We start from the raw sequence: 17,576 nt of genomic DNA, 5'->3' as shown, positions 1-17,576 counted from the left end.
TTTTTGGACGTTTTATCTGTATAGACTTAACGGCTGGAATACTGCTGCTGGTCATCTTCATACACTGGGGTATGTTCGATATAACGTCTTTTGGCCAATGCACGCTCTGCACGACGGTCTTCGCGTAGCAGAAGCAATGTCACAACAATCATCGCCAGGGTTAATGCAGACAGATAGCTGTAGGTCACAGGCAGTTCAAAAACAGTTTGTACGCTAAAACGGACCGTTTCTAAAATGCCCCAAAATGCCATACCGGCCAACATGAAGCTTAACCAACGACGATAAGGCGAAAAGAAAACAGCAATCAAAGCAGCCGCTACCAAGCTCAAGCCGACTATAGTTGCTAAATTCGCTGTTAACATAAAAACCTCCGTCCAAAAATGGATGTGGATCTTGTCGAGTCCCCATGCCATCTTCAATACTTGTAAATGAATGGCAAGGCCAATTTCAAATCTATGGAAGCATTATGAGTAGTTTTCTGGATAAAAAAAGACTTAAATTTTGACCACGCGACACACATTGTCGCAATATTATATTGTCATTACACTTTTTTAATTTTAAAGATTTCTGAAGATAAGGCTACTCCTTCTTTCGCGTGTCATTACAAAAAAACAACCTGCAAAACTGCCCTGAAAAATATTTTTTTCGATGTTTTTAAAGCAGATTTCGATTCAGTCAAAAAATGAACATTTGCCCTTGTTCACTGATTTTGCATAAAAAAAGCGCAGCCCTTATGCTGCGCTTGATTCAACCTGTGATGTGCTTAAGCCCGGTTCAGGTCTTTATCATGGACACCTAATAGATACAAAACACCATCCAAGCCAACGCTGGAAATCGCCTGATTGGCATTTTCACGTACCAGCGGTTTGGCACGGAAAGCAACCCCCAAACCGGCAATGGATAGCATTGGCAGGTCATTGGCACCATCACCTACCGCAATGGCCTGCTCCAGAGAAATACCCATTTTCTCGGCCAGTTCACGCAGCAACAGGGCTTTACGCGCACCATCCACAATATGGCCTTTCACTTCCCCGGTTACCACGCCATGCTCGACATCCAGAATATTGGCATGTACTTCATCAATCCCCAGCTTGTCCTGCAGATATTCGGCAAAGTACTGGAATCCGCCCGATAGAATCGCAGTGCGATAGCCCAGGGCTTTTAAGGTCGAAATCAGACGCTCGGCGCCTTCAGTCACGGTTAAACGCTCGGCGATTTTTGGCAGAACCGACGCATCCAGACCTTTTAGCAAGGCCACACGGGCACGGAAACTTTGCTGGAAATCCAGCTCACCCTGCATGGCACGCTCGGTAATTTCAGCCACTTGTGCACCGACACCGGCTTCAATCGCCAGTTCGTCAATCACTTCCTGCTCAATTAAGGTTGAGTCCATGTCAAAGCAGACCAAACGACGGTTACGGCGATAAGCATTGTCTTCCTGCACCGCGACATCGACGCTTAGCGCGTTGGACAGGCTTAAACAGGCGGCACGCATGGCTGCGGCATCGAGCATCTGACCGCTTAAACCAAACTGCACACAGGCACGTTTTGGCCCCTGGCTGGAACCATCTGCTGCCGGACGGCCAGACAGACGGGTCACGGTCTCAATATTGAAACCCTGGCTGGATACAATTTGTGTTACTGCCTGCAGATGAGAGGCATTGAGTTCTGGCGCCAAAGCCGTCACGATGTAACGAGTACGGCCACCTTCATTGACCCATTGTTCATACTCTGTTGCAGAGATCGGTTTAAAGCGCACAGTTAAGCCAATATCATGTGCTAAAATCAGGATCTCTTTCATGGCTAATGCGGTAGCCGTCTGGTCATCTGATGAGACGACAATACCTAAAGTCAACTGGTTATGAATGACCGCCTGACCGACATCTAAGATTTGTAAGGAATGAGCGGACAGAACCTGCATTAATCGAGTAAACTGATTCGGTTGGTCAGGTCCTAAAAATGATATAAGAATGATTTCTCGCATGAATTGACTCGGGTCTGAGCTACAACTATTGTTAGAATCATAATCGAAATTAAGTAGAATTACTTTGGAAGTTTACGTTGAATGCGCCTAGACAAGGGCTATTTGCTAGCCTACTGACCATAAGTTTTGCCTTGCATACCTTTTTACTGGTACTGGCAACGACTCACCAGCTCAATGAAAATCGGGCCAGTCAAGGCCAGCTGATCACCAGCCAGCTGGTCACAGACAGCCTGTCCGAGCTGGAACCGGCCAATACCGTTTCACTGGCGCTTCTGGCCGATCGTTATGCCACCAACCCGAGTATTGCCTCAATTCGCATTCTGAATACCAACAATCAGGTGCTGGCCACCGGTGGCCTGGCCAAAACCCGTCAGGGTGAAGTCTTTGTACGCGATGCGCTGCAAAACGAAAAGAAAGTCGGCACCATTGAAGTGACCCTGGTCAAACCAAGTATTGGCGAAATTCTGCGTACCCAGTGGATGGCGATTCTCAGCTCACTGTTTATTCATGCGCTGCTGTGGCTGGCCTATCGTGCGATTGCCCGTCCAAGCCGTTCAGAATATCTGGCGCGTATCAACAATGAATCGCGTCTGAAACACGAAATCCAGAATCTGACCCAGGCACTGGAGCAGGAAAAACACAATACCGCATTGGCGATTGCACAGGCGCAGCAACAGGCCAAAGCCGCACCAAAACCGAAAGAAAGCAAACCGGCCCCGGTTGATCCGCATACAATTTCTTTAAACATTCAGTTCTATGATCCGAAACAGTTGATGGATACGGTCAACAAAACCGTTTCGGTGCCGTATTTTAATCTATGCCAGATTTTCCTGAACAAGAGCATCGAGCTGTGTGTGCAGCACTATAAACTTAGCCAGCAGGATATCACCACGGTACAACCATTCCATGAAGATGGCGCCACCTTAAGCATGTCGGCCGATAAACCGAATGCGGCACCGTGTCTGGCGATGATTGGCACCGTGTTCCAGCTGCTGTCTGAAGTGCTGTATAAACGCTACCGTGAAGAAAAACGCTTTGTGCTGCAAACCCGCAGTGCACTGTCCAGCCCGGTCGATGCCATGCAGCTGTCTTCGGTGCAGGCGGCAGAACGCTTGGTCAGCCAGCTGTCAGCTAAGGAAAATGCGGTGCATTTACCGCATGAATTACTGAAAACCCTGTCCGATCATTATGAACTGGTCAGTATGCCAAACCCGACCAATGTGCTGACCCGGCATGCCTATATGGTCAATGGCATGGACAGTGAAGCGGCCGAACTGGCCCAGCAGTTAAGAACTGAAATTTTACGTGGCAAGCACTCTAAAGCGTCTTAAGATGCAGCAGCCGCTGTCGTCTGATCAAAATCCTGACCCGTGTCAGGATTTTTTGATAGAGGCTTAGAGTTTGAGGAGCTTTTTTTGCAGTAAATAGGCCTGTGCACTGTGCAGGGGCTGTTCCGGTTCCGGCTGCACTTTCTGCCAGTGGCCATCGGACTGCAATTCCCAGGCATTCTGGTTGTCATTTAAATAGCTGCGTAAACCATCTTCGACAATACATTTCTTGATCTTGCTGTCCAGAATCGGGAAACAGGTTTCAACCCGTGAGAACAGGTTACGTCCCATCCAGTCAGCGCTGGCACAGAACAGTTTTTTCTCGCCGCCATGTTCAAAATAATAGACGCGGGTATGTTCCAGGAAACGACCGACAATCGAACGCACCCGGATATTGTCTGACATGCCCGGCACTTGGGGAATCAGGCAGCAAATCGAACGGATAATCAGATCAACCTGCACCCCGGCCTGCGAGGCACGGTATAGCGCCGCAATCAGTTGTGGCTCGGTCAGGGCATTGACTTTAATCATGATCTGCGCGGCTTTGCCGGCCTGGGCAAATTCAATTTCCTGTTCAATCAGTTTCAGCAGTTCAGTGTGCAGGGTGAACGGCGCATGCAGCAGGTTTTTCAGTTTGGCCATTTTGCCCATGCCGGTCAGTTCCTGGAACATGCGGTGCACATCTTCACAGATATCCGGCTGGGTGGTCATCAGGCCGTAGTCGGTGTACATGCGCGCATTGCCGGCATGGTAGTTACCGGTGCCCAAGTGCACATAACGCACCAGCTGGTCCTGCTCGCGGCGTACCACCAGAATCATTTTGGCATGGGTTTTATAGCCGACAATGCCATACACCACTACCGCACCGGCTTCCTGCAGCACGTTGGCAACCATGATATTGGATTCTTCGTCGAAGCGGGCACGCAGTTCAATGACCGCAGTGACTTCCTTGCCATTACGCGCCGCTTCAGCCAGTACCTGCACAATTTCCGAGTCCGGACCACTGCGATACAGGGTCTGTTTAATTGCCAGCACATGCGGATCTTTGGCCGCTTCTTTGAGCAGGCTGATCACCGGCTGAAAAGAATCAAACGGATGATGCAGCAATACATCCTGCTTTTTCAGCACCTCAAAAATTGGTTTCTGCTTGCGAAATACCGGCGGAATCACCGGACTAAAAATCGGATATTTCAGTTCCGGACGGTCAAAACTGGTGGTGAGACGCGACAGGTTAATCGGGCCACTGGTCTGATACAGCTGCTGCTGATCCAGATCAAACTCATCTAGCAAGTAGTCAATAATACTCTGCGGGCAGTCATCTTCAATTTCCAGACGCACCGCACGGCCGAAACGGCGTGATGACAGCTCATCTTTTAAGGCCACCGCCAGATCATCGACATCTTCCGACAGAATCAGGTCGGCATTTCGGGTCACACGAAAAGCATAGCAGCCGGTGGCTTTCATGCCCGGGAACAGGTCATTGATATGCTGCTGGATAATTGCCGTCAGGAAAATCTGTTCCTCCCCTTCCCCGGCCACTTCAGGCGGCAAGGCAATTAAGCGCGGCAAGGAACGTGGGGCTGGCACAATCGCCATTTCAATTTCACGGCCAAAGGCATCCTTACCTTCCAGACTGACAATAAAGTTCAGGCTTTTATTGACCAGTCGCGGAAACGGATGTGATGGGTCCAGACTGATTGGGGTCAGTACCGGCTGGACCTGTTTGGCAAAATACTGGGCAATCCAGGGTTTATGCTTGTCCTGAATTTGCGGATATTGAATAAAACGAATCCCGGCCTGCTGCAACTGCGGCAGAATGTCCTGATTTAAGGTGCGATATTGCAGCTCGACCGCCGCATGAATTTCTTCAGATAACTGTGCCAGCACCAGTTCGGTCGGAATTGCATCCGGAGTGCGGGTCAGGGCATTTAAATCCAGCTGTTTCATTAAACCCGCCACGCGGATTTCAAAAAACTCATCCAGATTTCGGGAAAAAATAATCAGAAAGTTTAAGCGTTCCAGCAGCGGCAGACGCTCATCCAGCGCTTGGGCCAATACCCGTTGATGGAACTCGAATAATGCCAGTTCCCGATTGAAATAGGTCATGGATGAATGCTGAAAATCGCTCATATCTCACTCTATGCTGTCTTACAACAGTCTGTTTGTGCCGCCTCTGTGAGGGCATCTTAGAAATTGAATATGACAGTTGTGTTACAAAAATGACCAAATGATGAAAATTAGCCCAAATTTGTTCAAAATAAAAATCTGTTTTTTATCATTTTTTTGTTTTTTTATCTAAGTAAAAAGACAGCATATTCAATATACTAAGGCATCCTTGCCTTGATGACAGCCGGATGACAGCTGTCCTTTATTGGCGCTGCTGGCTGGCCCAATAGGTGGCCAGTGCCGGTCCAGAAATATTGTGCCATAAACTGAAGATGGCGCTCGGCACGGCGGTCACCGGAGACGCGGCAAAATGCACCGCCGCCAAGGCCACGCCCAAGCCAGAATTCTGCATTCCGACTTCAATCGACACCGCTTTACTGTCGGCATAGGGCAATTTAAATAAACGCGCTGCCCAGAAACCAAGTAAATAGCCCAGGCTATTGTGCAGTATTACCACTGCTAAAATCAGCAAGCCGCTTTCCAGAATCTGTGCCCGGCTGCCGGCGATAATTGCCGCGACAATGGCAACAATCGCCACCACCGAAACCAGCGGCATCAGGGTAATGGAACGCTCCACCTGGGTTTTAAACAGCGCGCGCAGCAGCAGGCCCAGTACAATCGGGAACAGTACCACCTGTAAAATCGAGCTCAGCATGGACCAGGCATCAATTTTAATCCACTGGCTGGCCAGCACAAAGAAAATTGCTGGGGTCAGCAGCGGCGCCAGCAAGGTCGACACCGAAGTACAGGCCACCGATAAGGCGGTATTGCCTTTGGCCATATAGGTAATTACATTGGAAGCCGTACCACCCGGACAGCAGCCAACCAGAATCACCCCAATGGCAATTTCAGCCGGTAACCGGAATAAGGCACATAACAGATAGGCCAACAGCGGCATCACCATAAACTGCGCGGCCACGCCAATCGCGACTGCTTTGGGGCTTTGCAGCACGCCTTTAAAATCCTGCAGTGACATGGTCATGCCCATACCAAACATGATGATGCCAAGCATCCAGGTAATATAGGCTTTTAACCAGACAAAAGCCTCTGGCTGATACATGGCAATCACTGCAAACAGCAGCACCCACAGGGCAAAAGTTTTCTGTACAAACTGGCTAAAACCTAACACCATAGACCTCAGCACGTTCTGAATGAATGATTCGGGCCAATCAGGCCAGGCTTGGCTGTGCAGCAGGCTGTAACAGGCTCAGCACATCTTTGCTATAGACCCGTTTCACCCCATGCGCCAGCATCTCCTGCCAGGCATGTTGCAATGAACCTTTCAGGTCTATGCCTTTGCTGGCATCGGCAATGACAAAGGTATTAAAGCCCAGCTTGCAGGCATCTATGGCGGTCCAAGCCACGCAAAAATCGGTGGCAATGCCGGTAATAAACACCGTGTCGATACCACGCGCTTTTAAATAGCCAGCGAGACCGGTGGTGGTTTTCTGATCCGCTTCCATAAAGGCCGAATAGCTGTCAATTTGTGCATGAAAACCTTTACGGATAATCAGCTGCGCCTGCGGCAAGTCCAGTGCCGGATGCAGTTCGGCATCGGCTGTGCCCTGGACGCAATGTGCCGGCCACAGCACCTGCTCGCCATATTCCAGCATCACCACTTCATACGGCTGTTTGCCCGGATGATTGTCGGCAAAAGAAATATGATTCTGCGGATGCCAGTCCTGGGTCAGGACAATATTGTCGAAGACCTGCCCCAGCTGGTTAATGATCGGAATAATCTGATCGGCATCAGCGACGGCCAAATTACCGCCCGGTGTAAATCCATTTTGTACATCTACTACGATCAATGCCGTCTGCGCTTGCATAACACCTATCCATGTTTCGCTTATTGTCAGCGTCCTAGCATATACCAAATGGATGGTTTTGTTGCAGTGGAATCATTGGACTGCACGGTGAAAACAAAACAGCCCGCATATGCGGGCTGTCTGAAGGGGTCGTTACAATGCGTGTTTAGTTTTGAATACGACGCACCAGCAGTAACATAAAGATGGCAGAGATCACGATACATGGAATCGCGGCAGAGATCACCCCTGCTGCACCAAAGCCAGCCGTTAACAGTGAACCGGCAATCGCAGGCCCGAGCATCGCACCGACACGGCCCACGGCAGACGCCACACCAATACCGGTACCACGCACTTCAGTTGGATACACAATACCACCGAAGGCATACAGTACACCCTGACAGCCAATGACGAATGCACCCACCAGCGCAGAGGCCAGATACATTTGAGTTAATGAACCTGCAGCGTTCAGTGCCAGCAGACCGGCCAGAATACCGCCGTACATCAACAGAATGACATAGGATTTTTTCCAGCGATCGGTCAGCATACCCAAAATAACGGTACCAATCGTCGCGCTGACCATAAAGTAGAACTGTGCAGTTGCGCCTTCTTTACGCGAGAAGCCCAGTTCCTGGAACAGCGACGGTAACCAGCTCAGCATGATGTACACCACCATCAGGGTGAAGAAATAGCTGACCCAGATGAACATGGTACGGAGCAGGTTGTTCGAGTTAAACAGATCTTTAAACGAACCTTGTGGCGTAGCTTCTGCTGTCGTATTCGCAGCCTGATCTTTGGCTTTTAAATATTCCTTTGATTCTGGCAATAACCACATCATCACTGGAATGACGATAATCGGTAATAAACCGCCTAGGTAGAAAATGTTTTTCCAGTTAGAACCGAAATCGGTACTGGCAATTAACGATAAAATCGCAGCACCGACTGGCATACCACAGTACATCAGACCTACGGCACGGCCACGGTTTTGTGGTGATACCGCTTCAGAGGCCAGCGTAATCAGAATTGGCATGGCTGCACCCAGACCGGCACCGGCCAGGAAACGTACCGCCAGCAATGAGTTAAAGCTGTTGACCCATACGGTACATAAAGTAAAGACCGCAAACACGGCAGTCGACCAGATTAGCACCTGTTTACGGCCAATACGGTCTGCCACGCGTCCACCAACCAGTGCACCAGGCAATAAGCCCAGAATCCCTGCACTAAAAAACACCCCCAATTGCGAGCTATCGAGGCCAAAATGCTCACGGATACCAGCTGCGGCAATACCTGCTGCCTGGATATCCAAGCCTTCAATGACCGCAATCAAGAAACAGATGGCTACTGTCACAATCGCATGTCGATTATCTGATCTTTCCATTGGAGAATCCTTGTTTCAATCAGTGTTTATAAAAGGTTAAGGCCGCCATCATCTATGAGGATGTCCTCTGAATTAACTACCAATAAGTGGAATAAAGCCCCGGTCTGGCAAAAAATTAATAGACATTTCTTATTTTAAGACGCGCAAACATATAGTTTTAGAAAGACTTAATTGAAGTGCAACAATTTAACAAAACAATAAAATTCATATAAATATCAAAGGATATAAATAAACAGACAGTCAAAACTATTATTTTTATTTAGATCTGAAAAAAATCATTCCGAGCTGGTTTAAGCAGGAAATGGCATTAAAAAAAAGGCTATTCAAATAATTTTCAGGTCTAGTTTAAGTGTTTTTTTATCTTAATTCCGACCCTTTTACCTGGTTTTCGTGGCTTTTTACTGCATTTTCCAGGCAAAATTGCTGTCCGGACAGCTTCTATAGGCCTGTGCTTACTCACCAGTTCATTCTAAAGTCGAAGATGAACCGGAACTGCTGTAAAAGCACCAACTTATGCCTTATACCGGACTGTTTTGAGCAGCGGATAAAGTTGATATTGGCTTTGACTTACGGATATTGTTCTGACACACTGAATCAGTCATAATTTGCATAAGCATTATTCAATCATGACTTATTGAATTCTGACTCAAATCAAAATACTGCAACCATCCACGTTTTCTGTTTCTACGAACTTTTGTGGATGGAAAAATAGGATATTTTTTCAAAATGACTCAGCAAGCACAGACCATTCAAGGCTCAATTGTCGCAATCGTCACCCCAATGTTAGAAGATGGCAGCGTAGATTGGAAAGGTCTCGAGAAGCTGGTTGAGTGGCACATAGAACAAGGCACAAACAGTATTGTGGCCGTGGGCACGACAGGTGAAGCCTCTACATTAAGCATGGCTGAACATACACGTGTGATTAAAGAAATCATTCGCGTGGCCAACAAACGTATCCCGGTGATTGCTGGTACTGGTGCAAACTCAACGCATGAAGCGATCGAACTGACCAGAGAAGCCAAAGAACTCGGCGCCGATGCCGCACTTCTCGTCACGCCATATTATAACAAGCCAACCCAGGAAGGGTTATATCAGCATTATAAGACTATTGCCGAAGCAGTGGATCTGCCACAAATCCTGTATAACGTTCCGGGCCGTACTGGCGTCGACATGTCCAATGAAACAGTGATTCGTCTGGCCGACATTCCACAAATTGTGGGCATTAAAGATGCCACTGGCGATGTACCACGTGGCCGTGAATTACTGGCTGGTCTGGCCGGTAAAGACATGACTGTCTATTCAGGTGATGATGCGACTGCCTATCAGTTAATGCTGGCTGGTGCCAAAGGCAATATCTCGGTTACGGCCAATGTGGCACCAAAAGTCATGAGCGAAGTTTGTGCCGCAGCCATTGCCGGCGACAATGACAGCGCTGAAGCACGTAACAATACAGTTGCAAATTTACACAATATTCTATTTTGTGAATCAAACCCAATTCCGGTGAAATGGGCACTTCATGAAATGGGCTTAATTGGTACCGGCATCCGCCTGCCATTAACGCCACTTGCAGAACAATATCGCGCACCGTTACGTGAAGCTTTACAGGCTTCGGGTGTCATTTAATAAGAGCACAATATTATGCAATTACGTTTTGGTTTAATCGCTGCACTTTCAGTGGTAAGTTTGGCAGGTTGTAGTTCTTTAGCCATCAGCAATGGCTCTCTGGATTATAAAGACACCACCACCCTTGCGCCCTTACAATATCCTGAAGGTGCTGTGGCCCGACCAGCAACGCCATTGTATCCTGCACCAACGGTTGACCCACTGGCCATTGAACATGCACCGAAGCTGGAAAACAGCCGTGGCAACCGTTTCGCACTTCCTCGTCCTCCAGCCGTAGAGCCGACTCAGGCCGCTGCTGTACAGGACAACACCGCGCCAGGTCGTCCACAACCGGTTGTAGATGGAAATCAAAATCCACTGCTCAAAATAGATGGAAATTCTGCTACAATTTGGCAGTATACGCTTGCCACACTCAGCAGCCTGAACCATAGCATTATTGGTCAGAGCAAAAACCGTTACGAAGTCACCATCTCGGTCGATCAACAGACCTACGTCTTAAGACTCACCTCTGTCGGTACAAGTAACAACCTGGCTGTGTTCAACGCCGACAACAGTTTTGCAGACAAAGAAAAAGCTGCAGACCTGTTGGCCCAGATTTACCAAAATTGGCCAGCCTAGACATTACTAGGCATTTTTTTCTGAAAAAGGTTCCCTCATGTTAAAACAAACCTTGCTCTATACTGGTAAAGCGAAATCTGTTTATACCACAGATAGTGAAGACCACCTGATTTTAGTCTTTCGTGACGATGCCTCTGCGTTCAATGGCGAAAAGATCGAACAACTAGATCGTAAAGGTAAGGTGAACAACCGTTTTAACGCCTTTATTATGGAAAAACTGGCTGAAGCCGGTATTGAAACGCATTTTGAAAAACTGCTAACCCCAAATGAAGTGCTAGTGAAAAAGCTGAGCATGATTCCGGTTGAATGCGTAATCCGTAACTATGCAGCTGGTTCTCTTTGCCGTCGCCTCGGTGTCGAAGAAGGCAAGGAACTGACCCCGCCAACATTTGAACTGTTCTTTAAAGATGATGCCTTAGGCGATCCAATGGTCAATGAATCTCAAGCGATTGCGCTGGGTTGGGCGACTGCTGAGCAGCTGGCACAAATGAAAGAACTGACTTACAAAGTTAACGATGTACTAAAAGCCCTGTTTGATGCCGGCAACATGATTCTGGTCGATTTCAAACTTGAATTTGGTGTGTTCCACGACCGTATCGTGCTGGGTGATGAATTCTCTCCAGACGGCTGCCGTCTATGGGACAAAGACACCAAGAAAAAACTCGACAAAGACCGTTTCCGTCAAGGTTTAGGCGGCGTGGTTGAAGCCTATGAAGAAGTTGCGGCACGTTTAGGCATCAACCTCGACAATATCTGATCATCTCCAAGATGAACGATAAAAAAACCGGATCAGCTGATCCGGTTTTTTTATTGGCTGAGTTTTCTCACTCTCAATCGAAAAAACAAATTCAACTTATAAAAATGATCGTTTTTACATATTTTTAGTTTTGACCTATGCTTAAGCACATAGGCAAGACACGGTAAATTTTACAGTGACTGCCGATCAGTTTCGTTAATCCTCGCGGATGTTCTCTCCCAATCTAACATCCAGTTTGGCCCAATTCATCCCTCTGAATTGGGCTTTTTTTTATTGCTACTGTTGCTGCTGCATCCAGCGCCGCTGCTGTAAACGCTCGGCTTCAACTTCGCGTTTATTGCGCGCCGATTCATACAGCTTGGTGCCTTTTAATTCTGGCGGCAAATAATCCTGCAATACAAAATGCTCCGGATAATTGTGCGGATACAGATAATCCACCCCGTAGCCCTGCTCTTTCATCAGCTTGGTCGGCGCATTACGCAAATGTAACGGTACCGGCAAATTGGCGGTTTTTTCCGCCAAGTCCAGCGCCTTGTTAATGGCCAGATAGGTACTGTTACTTTTGGCACTGGTGGCCAGATAGACTGCACATTGGCCCAGAATAATCCGCGCTTCCGGCATACCAATCACCTGCACTGCGCGGAAACATTCACCGGCCAGCAACAAGGCATTTGGGTTGGAATTGCCAATATCTTCCGAGGCAGCAATTAGCATACGCCGCGCAATAAACAGCGGGTCTTCTCCACCCTTGAGCATGCGCGCCATCCAGTACAGAGTCGCATCCGGGTCACTGCCGCGAATCGACTTAATAAAGGCCGAGACCAGATCATAATGCTGCTCGCCAGATTTGTCGTAACGGGCAATATTCTGCTGCGCCACTTTCACGACCAGGGCATTGTTAATACTGTTTTCTGTGTCCGGCTCAAAGGTGCCGGCAATCAGCTCGAGTAAATTCAGCGCCTTACGTGCATCACCCGCCGCAAACTGCACCAGCGCTTCAAATTCCTCAATCTGGATATAACGTTCTTTTAAGAAGCTATCGCTTTGGACGGCCTGGGTCAGCAGCTGCTGGATGGCCTCGGCACTCAGTGCATTTAAGGTATAGACCTGGCAGCGCGACAGCAAGGCACTGTTCACCTCAAAAGACGGGTTTTCCGTGGTGGCACCAATCAGGGTAATTTTGCCCTTCTCGACTGCATTTAATAAGGCATCCTGCTGGGATTTATTAAAGCGGTGAATCTCGTCAATAAACACCACCGGCGTTAGTAAATCGCCGCCATCGGCAATCACTTCACGTAACTCCTTGACCCCGGTATTGAGCGCAGACAGACTGACAAAAGGACGATCAACCGCCTGCGCCAGCAACAAGGCAATGGTGGTTTTTCCAACGCCTGGTGGTCCCCAGAAAATAATCGAAGGCAAATGGCCCTGATCAATCATTTGACGTAACGGGGCCTGCTCCCCCAGAAGATGATCTTGACCGATAATCTGCGACAGATCGCGCGGGCGCAAACGTTCAGGAAGTGGAATATGGCTGTCTGACATAGAAGGTTTTCTGTACAAAGCTGCGGCTGAGTGTACTATGTTATGGCAAAATGCAGTATTTCAATAGCCGATTTTTTAGCGCTTGCTGCGGCAAACTGAGTCTAAATGTAGGCAGTTGTTTTATCAGGTTTAAATCGCCAATTTTGCTCTTAAAGATACAGACGGCCTAAAAACTTAACGTACCCAGCGCACAATATAGTCTTCTATTTCTTCTTCATTGACTTCCGTTTCAGAAATACAGCGGCCAGCGGCCGATTTTTTGGCGCGAATCACGCTCTGACGTGAACCGGTATTTAAATAATGCCAGGACGGCAGGTTTTTACCTTCTTTTAAACGGCGATAGGCACAGCTTGGCGGTAGCCAGTGAATACTGTCCAGCTTTTCCGGCGTCAGCTGAATACAGTCCGGTACCTGTTGCTGCCGGTTCGGATAGTCCGAACAGCGGGCAGTCGTACAATCCAGCAGCTTGCAGGCCACTTTGGTGTAAGCGACTTCATGACTGTCTTCATCTTCCAGCTTGACCAGGCAACATAAGCCGCAGCCATCACACAGCGCTTCCCATTCTGCCTGGGTTAAGGCTGTTAACGGATAGTTTTTCCAGAATTGGGGACGAAGCTGATCAGACATGATGCACAACACTACAAAATAACCGGTCTATTATAACAGTCTTCTACAAAAGCATGTGCTATGTCATAGATACAATAGAATCATAGACTTAAATAAATAGTTGAACACTTAATAAACAAAAGCAAAACAATCAAATCAGCGACTTGCCCCTATACTTGATCAAGAAGTATAAAAACACATGGAGAAAAATTATGTTTCGTTGGGCCATTATCTTCGCTGTAATCGCACTTATTGCCAGTCTACTCGGTTTCGGTGGTGTCGCTGGTTTATCTAAAGATTTCGCGGTCATTCTGCTGGTTATTGCTGTTATTCTGGCAATTGTCGGCTTCCTGTCCCGCGGCAAGGTATAGTTTCTTATACCCTGACCCTCACAAAAAAGAAGGATGCAAATCCTTCTTTTTTATGCCTGTGTTTAGACCGACAGCAGATACAGACAGATTATTCTTTGAAAAATAACTTAAAAATATTTTCTCACATTTGTTTAGGCCCATTGAAATGTTTTTCAAACCGCTGTCTCATTTTTATGTTTTAATCGAATTATTTCAAAAAACACAAGGATTGGACGCATGACTTTAGCAATCAAAACTCGCGAAATTCAGTATACGGCGGCAGATGGTAGCCAGTTGGTTGGTTATTTTGCTGCACCCGAAACCGATGCACCAGTCGCGGGTGTGATTGTGGCACCGGAATGGTGGGGCCGAAATGAATATATTGAACAGCGTACCCGCGAACTGGCAGAACACGGTTATGCCGCCTTGGCCATTGATATGTATGGCGACAAGAAAAATACCACTACGGCTGCCCAGGCCAATGCGTGGATGAGCCAGACCTTTGAAGACCCGAATACCATTGTGACTCGTGCGTCTGCGGCTTTGGACACTTTAGCTGCCCAACCGGAAGTAAATCAGGCTAAACTGGCAGCCATTGGCTTCTGTTATGGCGGCAAAGTGGTGCTGGATTTGGCCCGTTCAGGCGCCAACCTACAAGCTGTTGCGACTTTCCATGCCATTCTGGCGGCCAGAGAACCAGCGCAGGAAGGCAAGGTACAGGCAGAAATTCTGGTGCTGCATGGTGAACTGGACAGCATGGTAACGCTGGATGATGTGGCCAGCTTCCGTGAAGAAATGCACGCTGCCCAGGTAGAACATGACGTGATTGTGTTTGAAGATGCCAAGCACGGCTTTAGTAACCCGCTGGCCGATGAACGTGCCAAAGCCAATGGCGTCGACCTCGGCTATAGCCCGGTAGCAGAACAGCAAAGCCTGGATGCCATGTACCAATTATTACAACGCCGTTTGGCCTGATTCTGGCATGAGGCCATATATATTGAAAAAGATTAATGAATTTGAATAGAGGATAGAAGAATGACCGAACAAGACTGCCCATATTGCAACTTTGATGAATATGATGTCATTGCCAAAAATGATTATGGCGTGATTCTACCCGAACCGAACGCATTGTCTAAAGGCCACTGTGTCATTATCCCTCTACGTCATGTCAGTTCTTTTTTTGATGTCACCGACAAAGAACGTAAAAGCCTGATGTCGCTGCTGGAACTGGCGCGGAATGAATTACAGCTGCGCCATCAACCGGCGGGCTTTCATGTCGGCTTTAACGATGGCGATGTGTTTGGCAGCCCATCGCAGCATTTGCATATCCATATTATTCCACGCTATGAAGGTCAAATCCTCAAACTGGACCAACGCTGGGGGATGAGCGGCAGCATCTAAGCCTTGCCGCGACCAAAACAGAAGGTGATGCCGCGGCATCACCTTTTTTATTGCCTGCTGCACCGGCAAGATTTGGGTATACTAGGCGCCTGCTTAACAGTTCCGGTTCTCATGTCTGCCTTTTCTTTTTCCCACGCCCTGCTTTCCTGGTTTGATGTACACGGTCGCCATGACCTGCCCTGGCAGGTGGCCGATGATCCGTATAAAGTCTGGGTATCGGAAATCATGCTGCAGCAGACCCAGGTCAAAACCGTGCTGCAATATTTCGAACGTTTTATTCAGCGTTTTCCCGATGTGGAAAGCTTAGGCCGTGCCTCCTGGGATGAGGTAGCGCCATACTGGGCCGGACTCGGTTACTATGCGCGGGCACGCAATCTGCATAAAGCAGCTGGCATAGTGGCCCAGCAAGGACATTTTCCGGAAAATCTGGAACAGTGGATGGCCCTGCCCGGCATTGGCCGCTCGACCGCAGGCGCACTGATGTCTTTGGGTCTCAGACAATACGGCGTAATTATGGATGGCAACGTCAAACGGGTGCTGGCGCGCTTTTTTGCCATTGAAGATGATCTGTCCAAACCGGTACATGAACGGGCCTTGTGGCAGCTGGCAGAACAGCTGTGTCCGACCGAGCGTAATCATGACTACACCCAGGCGATTATGGACCTCGGTGCCACCATCTGTACCCCGAAAAAACCCTTATGTCTGTACTGCCCAATGCAACAGCACTGCAAGGCCCATCAGCAGGGCCTAGAAGCCGAATTACCATTTAAAAAACCGAAAAAAGCCGTACCCGTAAGACAGGCCCAGGTATTGCTCTTACACAGTGATGGCCAGTGGCTGTGGCAGCAGCGGCCGAATAGCGGCCTCTGGGGCGGATTATGGTGCCTGCCGATTATTGATGATCCAGCGCAGTTTCAGGCGCTCTGTCAGCGTCTGGGTCTGAAACAGCAACAACAGCAGCTGCAGATTTCACACAGCTTTACCCACTTTACCTGGCTGCTGGATGCCAGTGTAATTCCGGTCGAGCCGGACCAGCAGGAACATCTGGCGATTGAGCTGGACGCCGAATGGATGACGCCGGCACAGGCTACTGCACGTGGACTGCCGACCGCCATGAAAAAATTGATCTCGGCCGCCGATTTATGACATAGTCAAAGACTGGAATTCGAATACCATCGACATAATAATCATCAGGGAGATGCTGTGCTTCGCTCGATTTCACTCTGCTGTGTTTTCTTCAGTCTGATTCTGCTAGCAGCCTGTACCTCGGCACCGAAAAAACCTGCGGCCCCCCTACCGCCGGCCATGGTCAAAAAACTGCAGCACATGCCGCTTAAAACCCGCTTGCCAGTGCCGGTACAGGGCGTCAAACGTCAGCACTTGCAAGATACCTGGGGCGCGTCACGCAGTCGCGGCCGCCTGCATGAAGGCATTGATATTCTGGCACCACGCGGCAGCAAGGTGTACAGCGCCACCGAAGGCCTCATTGCCGACTTACGCAATAACAATTTGGGTGGTAAAGTGGTATGGATTCTGGGACCGGGCGGCAGCTGGCATTATTATGCCCATCTGGACCGGCATAAACGTGGCCTGAAGGTCGGAGATTATGTCAAGAAAGGCGATCTCATTGGCTATGTCGGCAATAGCGGCAACGCCCGCCATACCGCGCCGCATCTGCATTATGGCCTGTATTTAAATGGCAAAGGTCGCGGTGCAGTCAATCCCTATCCCTATTTACGTTAGTTTGCTTTAGGAAGTGTACATGTCAGAAGCATTGATCAATCGACTGGTCGAATTTGCCGAATCCGGGAATCAACAGAAAATTATGTTGAACGGCCAGAGTCATCAGGGCTGGATCATGGAAATTACTGAAGATGCACTTCTGATCAGCACCGGCTATGCCGATAAATCCGGCAAGGATGTCTGGATTGCCTTTGCCGATCTGCCTCAGGCGGAATTGTCTTACTGGGATAACCGTCAGGATCAATGGGTTCATTTCCAGCTTTAAACCCGTACAG

Annotated in this window: 18 protein-coding genes; 10 read left to right on the top strand and 8 right to left on the bottom strand. The window is 48.6% G+C overall.

All coding sequences use genetic code 11. The features are described from left to right. Positions 1–26: 26 nt before the first annotated feature. Both aciT and serB read right to left on the bottom strand, forming a co-directional pair. Positions 27–362, bottom strand: coding sequence for a ciprofloxacin tolerance protein AciT (gene aciT, locus FTU86_RS03515; protein ID WP_005180916.1), 336 nt, complete (start codon positions 360–362; stop codon positions 27–29). A gap of 401 nt (positions 363–763) precedes the next feature. After that, positions 764–1,984: a phosphoserine phosphatase SerB gene (serB, locus tag FTU86_RS03510; RefSeq protein ID WP_005180917.1), complete on the bottom strand. Its 1,221-nt coding sequence runs from the start codon at positions 1,982–1,984 to the stop codon at positions 764–766. Positions 1,985–2,061: 77 nt separating this feature from the next. On the opposite strand from serB, the gene FTU86_RS03505 reads away from it, so the two are divergent. Then, complete coding sequence (locus tag FTU86_RS03505) at positions 2,062–3,315, top strand: hypothetical protein (protein WP_104490443.1); 1,254 nt, start codon at positions 2,062–2,064, stop codon at positions 3,313–3,315. Positions 3,316–3,378: 63 nt separating this feature from the next. Here the strand turns inward: FTU86_RS03505 and ppk1 are convergent, their stop codons facing one another. From ppk1 to mhpT, 4 genes are all read right to left on the bottom strand, one after another. Further along, the gene (ppk1, locus tag FTU86_RS03500) at positions 3,379–5,442 is read right to left on the bottom strand and encodes a polyphosphate kinase 1 (RefSeq protein WP_075175034.1); all 2,064 of its coding nucleotides are present in this window, start codon (positions 5,440–5,442) and stop codon (positions 3,379–3,381) included. 238 nt (positions 5,443–5,680) lie between these two features. After that, complete coding sequence (locus FTU86_RS03495) at positions 5,681–6,610, bottom strand: bile acid:sodium symporter family protein (protein ID WP_180048313.1); 930 nt, start codon at positions 6,608–6,610, stop codon at positions 5,681–5,683. A 37-nt stretch (positions 6,611–6,647) separates the two neighbouring features. Beyond that, the gene (gene pncA / locus FTU86_RS03490) at positions 6,648–7,304 is read right to left on the bottom strand and encodes a bifunctional nicotinamidase/pyrazinamidase (protein WP_045796561.1); all 657 of its coding nucleotides are present in this window, start codon (positions 7,302–7,304) and stop codon (positions 6,648–6,650) included. Positions 7,305–7,449: 145 nt separating this feature from the next. Then, on the bottom strand, positions 7,450–8,658 hold the full coding sequence (gene mhpT / locus FTU86_RS03485) for a 3-(3-hydroxy-phenyl)propionate transporter MhpT (RefSeq protein ID WP_168414821.1): 1,209 nt from the start codon (positions 8,656–8,658) through the stop codon (positions 7,450–7,452). Positions 8,659–9,384: 726 nt separating this feature from the next. Here mhpT and dapA point away from each other — a divergent pair. From dapA to purC, 3 genes are read left to right on the top strand one after another with little or no spacing between them, the layout of a single operon-like run. Then, entirely contained in the window at positions 9,385–10,281 is an 897-nt protein-coding gene (gene dapA, locus FTU86_RS03480) for a 4-hydroxy-tetrahydrodipicolinate synthase (RefSeq protein WP_005180931.1), read from the top strand. 15 nt (positions 10,282–10,296) lie between these two features. Beyond that, a complete protein-coding gene (locus tag FTU86_RS03475; RefSeq protein WP_005180933.1) occupies positions 10,297–10,899 on the top strand; it encodes a hypothetical protein in 603 nt (200 codons plus the stop codon). A 37-nt stretch (positions 10,900–10,936) separates the two neighbouring features. After that, a complete protein-coding gene (gene purC / locus FTU86_RS03470; protein WP_005180935.1) occupies positions 10,937–11,656 on the top strand; it encodes a phosphoribosylaminoimidazolesuccinocarboxamide synthase in 720 nt (239 codons plus the stop codon). Positions 11,657–11,932: 276 nt separating this feature from the next. Here purC and FTU86_RS03465 read toward each other — a convergent pair whose 3' ends face one another. Together FTU86_RS03465 and FTU86_RS03460 are read right to left on the bottom strand one after the other, a co-directional pair. Continuing rightward, positions 11,933–13,201 carry a replication-associated recombination protein A gene (locus tag FTU86_RS03465; RefSeq protein WP_104473406.1) on the bottom strand — a complete coding sequence of 423 codons (1,269 nt, stop codon included), beginning with the start codon at positions 13,199–13,201 and terminating at the stop codon, positions 11,933–11,935. A gap of 174 nt (positions 13,202–13,375) precedes the next feature. Further along, complete coding sequence (locus tag FTU86_RS03460; RefSeq protein ID WP_016658695.1) at positions 13,376–13,828, bottom strand: YcgN family cysteine cluster protein; 453 nt, start codon at positions 13,826–13,828, stop codon at positions 13,376–13,378. A gap of 191 nt (positions 13,829–14,019) precedes the next feature. On the opposite strand from FTU86_RS03460, the gene FTU86_RS03455 reads away from it, so the two are divergent. The 6 genes from FTU86_RS03455 to FTU86_RS03430 all read left to right on the top strand — a co-directional run bounded on the left by FTU86_RS03455 (position 14,020) and on the right by FTU86_RS03430 (position 17,566). After that, positions 14,020–14,178: a DUF1328 domain-containing protein gene (locus FTU86_RS03455; protein ID WP_005006601.1), complete on the top strand. Its 159-nt coding sequence runs from the start codon at positions 14,020–14,022 to the stop codon at positions 14,176–14,178. Between the two features lie 216 nt (positions 14,179–14,394). Continuing rightward, positions 14,395–15,132 (top strand): dienelactone hydrolase family protein, encoded by a 738-nt coding sequence (locus FTU86_RS03450; protein ID WP_075167949.1) that lies wholly within the window; start codon positions 14,395–14,397, stop codon positions 15,130–15,132. Positions 15,133–15,192: 60 nt separating this feature from the next. Then, positions 15,193–15,558, top strand: coding sequence for an HIT family protein (locus FTU86_RS03445; protein ID WP_005180943.1), 366 nt, complete (start codon positions 15,193–15,195; stop codon positions 15,556–15,558). A gap of 111 nt (positions 15,559–15,669) precedes the next feature. Next, on the top strand, positions 15,670–16,704 hold the full coding sequence (gene mutY / locus FTU86_RS03440) for an A/G-specific adenine glycosylase (RefSeq protein ID WP_160242685.1): 1,035 nt from the start codon (positions 15,670–15,672) through the stop codon (positions 16,702–16,704). A 57-nt stretch (positions 16,705–16,761) separates the two neighbouring features. Continuing rightward, positions 16,762–17,301: a M23 family metallopeptidase gene (locus FTU86_RS03435; RefSeq protein WP_005180945.1), complete on the top strand. Its 540-nt coding sequence runs from the start codon at positions 16,762–16,764 to the stop codon at positions 17,299–17,301. A 19-nt stretch (positions 17,302–17,320) separates the two neighbouring features. Further along, on the top strand, positions 17,321–17,566 hold the full coding sequence (locus FTU86_RS03430; protein ID WP_005180946.1) for a hypothetical protein: 246 nt from the start codon (positions 17,321–17,323) through the stop codon (positions 17,564–17,566). Positions 17,567–17,576 lie beyond the last annotated feature (10 nt).

It is taken from the genome of Acinetobacter sp. YH12155 (assembly GCF_013418255.1).
GTDB classification, from domain to species: domain Bacteria; phylum Pseudomonadota; class Gammaproteobacteria; order Pseudomonadales; family Moraxellaceae; genus Acinetobacter; species Acinetobacter indicus.
Note: the sequence above shows the minus strand (reverse complement) of the source record. Positions and strands in the feature narration are given on the sequence as shown.